The organism is Candidatus Magnetobacterium casense, assembly GCF_019173545.1.
GTDB classification, from domain to species: Bacteria; Nitrospirota; Thermodesulfovibrionia; order Thermodesulfovibrionales; family Magnetobacteriaceae; genus Magnetobacterium; species Magnetobacterium cryptolimnobacter.
Genome location: NZ_JABXWD010000398.1, coordinates 1 through 2,974, shown reverse-complemented (window position 1 = coordinate 2,974; position 2,974 = coordinate 1). Strand labels below are relative to the sequence as shown.

The 2,974-nt window shown below is 54.3% G+C and carries 3 protein-coding genes; all 3 read right to left on the bottom strand.

The window, feature by feature from the left end; all coding sequences use genetic code 11:
* Nucleotides 1-36: 36 nt before the first annotated feature.
* Nucleotides 37-1,692 (bottom strand): dihydroxy-acid dehydratase, encoded by a 1,656-nt coding sequence (gene ilvD, locus HWQ67_RS15465; RefSeq protein WP_218253584.1) that lies wholly within the window; start codon nucleotides 1,690-1,692, stop codon nucleotides 37-39.
* Between the two features lie 69 nt (nucleotides 1,693-1,761).
* Complete coding sequence (locus HWQ67_RS15460) at nucleotides 1,762-2,019, bottom strand: YdcH family protein (RefSeq protein WP_218253583.1); 258 nt, start codon at nucleotides 2,017-2,019, stop codon at nucleotides 1,762-1,764.
* Nucleotides 2,020-2,100: 81 nt separating this feature from the next.
* A partial coding sequence (hemG, locus tag HWQ67_RS15455) for a protoporphyrinogen oxidase (protein ID WP_218253582.1) occupies nucleotides 2,101-2,974 on the bottom strand: 874 nt, incomplete at its 5' end.

Genomic DNA, 2,974 nt, shown 5'->3' with positions numbered 1-2,974 from the left:
AGAGTCCTTTCCCCCCTTTTTCTATCTTTTTCTTCTCTATGTTTTCATGATGGCGCCTGTGGCTGCTGATGTAACCATCTTTGCATACCTGCTGAGGTACCCGGTGGTTATCTTAGGGGGTTGGGGCTGCCAATCCTTAAACCTCTTGTCGATCTCATCCTGGCTGACGAGCAGGTCGAGCTTTCGTTGTGGGATGTCGATCCTTATCCTGTCGCCGTCCTGCACGATGGCGATGATGCCGCCCTCCATTGCCTCGGGCGATATGTGCCCCACGCAGGGGCCACGCGTCCCCCCGGAGAACCTGCCATCCGTGACAAGGGCTACCGAATCGCTCAACCCCATACCGGCAATTGCAGCCGTACACGATAGCATCTCCCGCATCCCGGGACCACCCTTGGGTCCCTCGTAGCGGATCACCACCACGTCTCCGGCAACTATCTTACCGGCCATGATGGCCGCCATCGCCTCTTCTTCGGAGTTGAACACCTTGGCCGTACCCTCAAAGCACATCATCTTCTCCACCACGGCAGACTGTTTGACTACCGCACCATCGGGGGCCAGCGTCCCACTGAGTATGGCTATCCCACCCTCAGCGTGATGCACCTTATCCAGCGGACGGATCACCTCGTCGTTGACAATGACCGCCGTCTCCACTATCGCGCGGATACTCCTGCCGCAGACCGTTGGCATGTCGTGAAGCAACGATGCAAGCCGCTTCATCACCGCCGGAATACCTCCGGCATAATGCAAGTCCTCAAGGTAATGCTCGCCACCGGGAAGCATGTTGGCAATGTGCGGTGTCGTTTTGCTGAGTTCGTCAAAGACCGATATGGGCAACGGCACGCCGGCGTCGTTGGCAATGGCCGGTATGTGCAACACCGTGTTGGTAGAGCCTCCAAGGGCCGTGTCTACGCGCATGGCGTTTTCAAAGGCCTGACGAGTCATTATATCACGCGGCGTTATGTTGTCCCTGACCAGGTCTACAATCCTGCGCCCGCTCTCGAAGGCTATGCGCTTCTTCTCAGAGGAGACCGCCAGGGCAGTCGCGCAAAAGGGCAGACTCATTCCCAACGACTCCGTCACACAGGCCATCGTGTTGGCCGTGTACATCCCCTGACACGAACCCACCCCAGGACATGCGCACATCTCAAGGGCCTGAAGCTCACTGTCACCGATTAATCCCCTCTGATACCTGCCCACGGCCTCAAACGTGTCATTGACCAGCGACAGGCGCTTGTCACTTATACGTCCGGAGTGCATTGGCCCGGCCGTGACCACTATAGCGGGGACATTGACACGCGCTGCGGCCATCAACATCCCAGGGGTTATCTTATCACAGTTGGTCAGCAACACCAGGGCATCAAACTGATGGGCATTGGCTATGGACTCTATCATGTCGGCTATCAGGTCGCGCGACGGTAGCGAATAATACATCCCACTGTGTCCCATCGCTATGCCGTCACAGATGCCCGGTATGCCAAAGAAAAACGGATACCCTCCGCCCGTATGCACACCCTTTTCAATAAACCGTTCCATATCCCGCATCCCAATATGCCCGGGGATGACGTCCGTAAAGCTCGTCGCTACTCCCACAAAAGGCTTATTCATCTCAGAGGGCGGTATCCCCGTTGCATAGAGGAGCGTCCGGTGAGGCGCCCGCTCTATGCCCTTTTTTACCTTGTCACTGCGCAATGTCTATAACCTCCTGGTTTTATCAACACAATACCCCTACCTTTATGGAAGAGGTCTGGGGAGGGGGCATCACCCCTCCGAAGATACCCCGACTGCCATCGAATAATCCGGCATCTTCTTGTACTGTCTTATCATCTCTGCAATTCTGTCCTTTTTGAACAGTTTCTCCTTCTGTATCTCCTTCCTGCGAAAGTCCTCTTCGGTGGTCAGATACAGCTTCCTGTCCATCTCATCTATCTGCAGGTCCAAGTGTCTGTGCTCCTCAAACAGCCTCCTGAATTGCTCGTTATCTGACCTTAATCTCGCTACAATCTGTTCCTCTGTCATTGCTACCTCCTTAATAAAGGTTTATGTTTATAAATCATACAAAAAAAGCTATACGTGTTATCCGTGTTCTTTCTGATATCGCTATGCATCTGCAAACATCTCCCCGGCAATTGTCTCAACCAGCGCAAAGGAGGTCTCTATGCAGTCGTTTACCCCTATGCCCCTGTACGAATTGCCATGCAGATACAGTCCCCGGTGCCGTTGCATCAGGTGGCTGACCCTGTCCAACATTGCGGGATGGCCTTGGTTATACTGTGGGATGGCCTTTTCGTGTCTGTATATCTTTATCATTTCGGGGGTATTTTTCAGGCCAATAATGTCGGAGAGTTCTGTTAGTACGGTTGAAATAAGGTCGTCGTCTTTTAGCAGGGCGATGTGTGGATTTCTTGCCCCGCCGGCCATTGTTCGCAAGAGGGTATATCCCTCCGGCGCCCTGTGTGGAAAAACAGTCGAGTCAAACAGCGTTCCCAGGGTCTTTTTTCCGGCCCTGGAGGGAATCAAAAACCCAAAGCCGTCAACGCCATCGCCCTTGATATGTTCCGTTCTGAGCCCCATGCATACTACCGATACGGGAGGATTGGCGATGCTGCCAAGCTCCCGTGATAATTTGGCGTCCAACTCCTTAACCATCACGGAGGAGGCATACGCCGGCGCTGCCAGTATGACCACTTCTGCCTCTATGGGGTCTTGAGCGTCAAAGTGGACGACGTACCTGTCACGCACCCTCTGCATCGCCACGGCAGAATGATCAACCCTGAGCCTGGCCCCCAACCTCTCACTGAGGACGTCGATGATACTGCCCATACCTGCATCAAATGACGTCAGCACACCACCTGGGCCTGCCGAAACGGTCTGCTTGGTCTTGCGCCCCTGCCACATCTTTTGCAGCATTCCGCGTATCAGACCACCGTAGTTGGCCTCGAGGTTATACACCTTGGGGAAACATGCCTTCAGG

Coding starts and splice junctions, on each gene's coding strand:
- HWQ67_RS15460 (WP_218253583.1), bottom strand. CDS start 2,019: ATGACAGAGGAACAGATTGTAGCGAGATTAAGGTCAGATAACGAGCAA.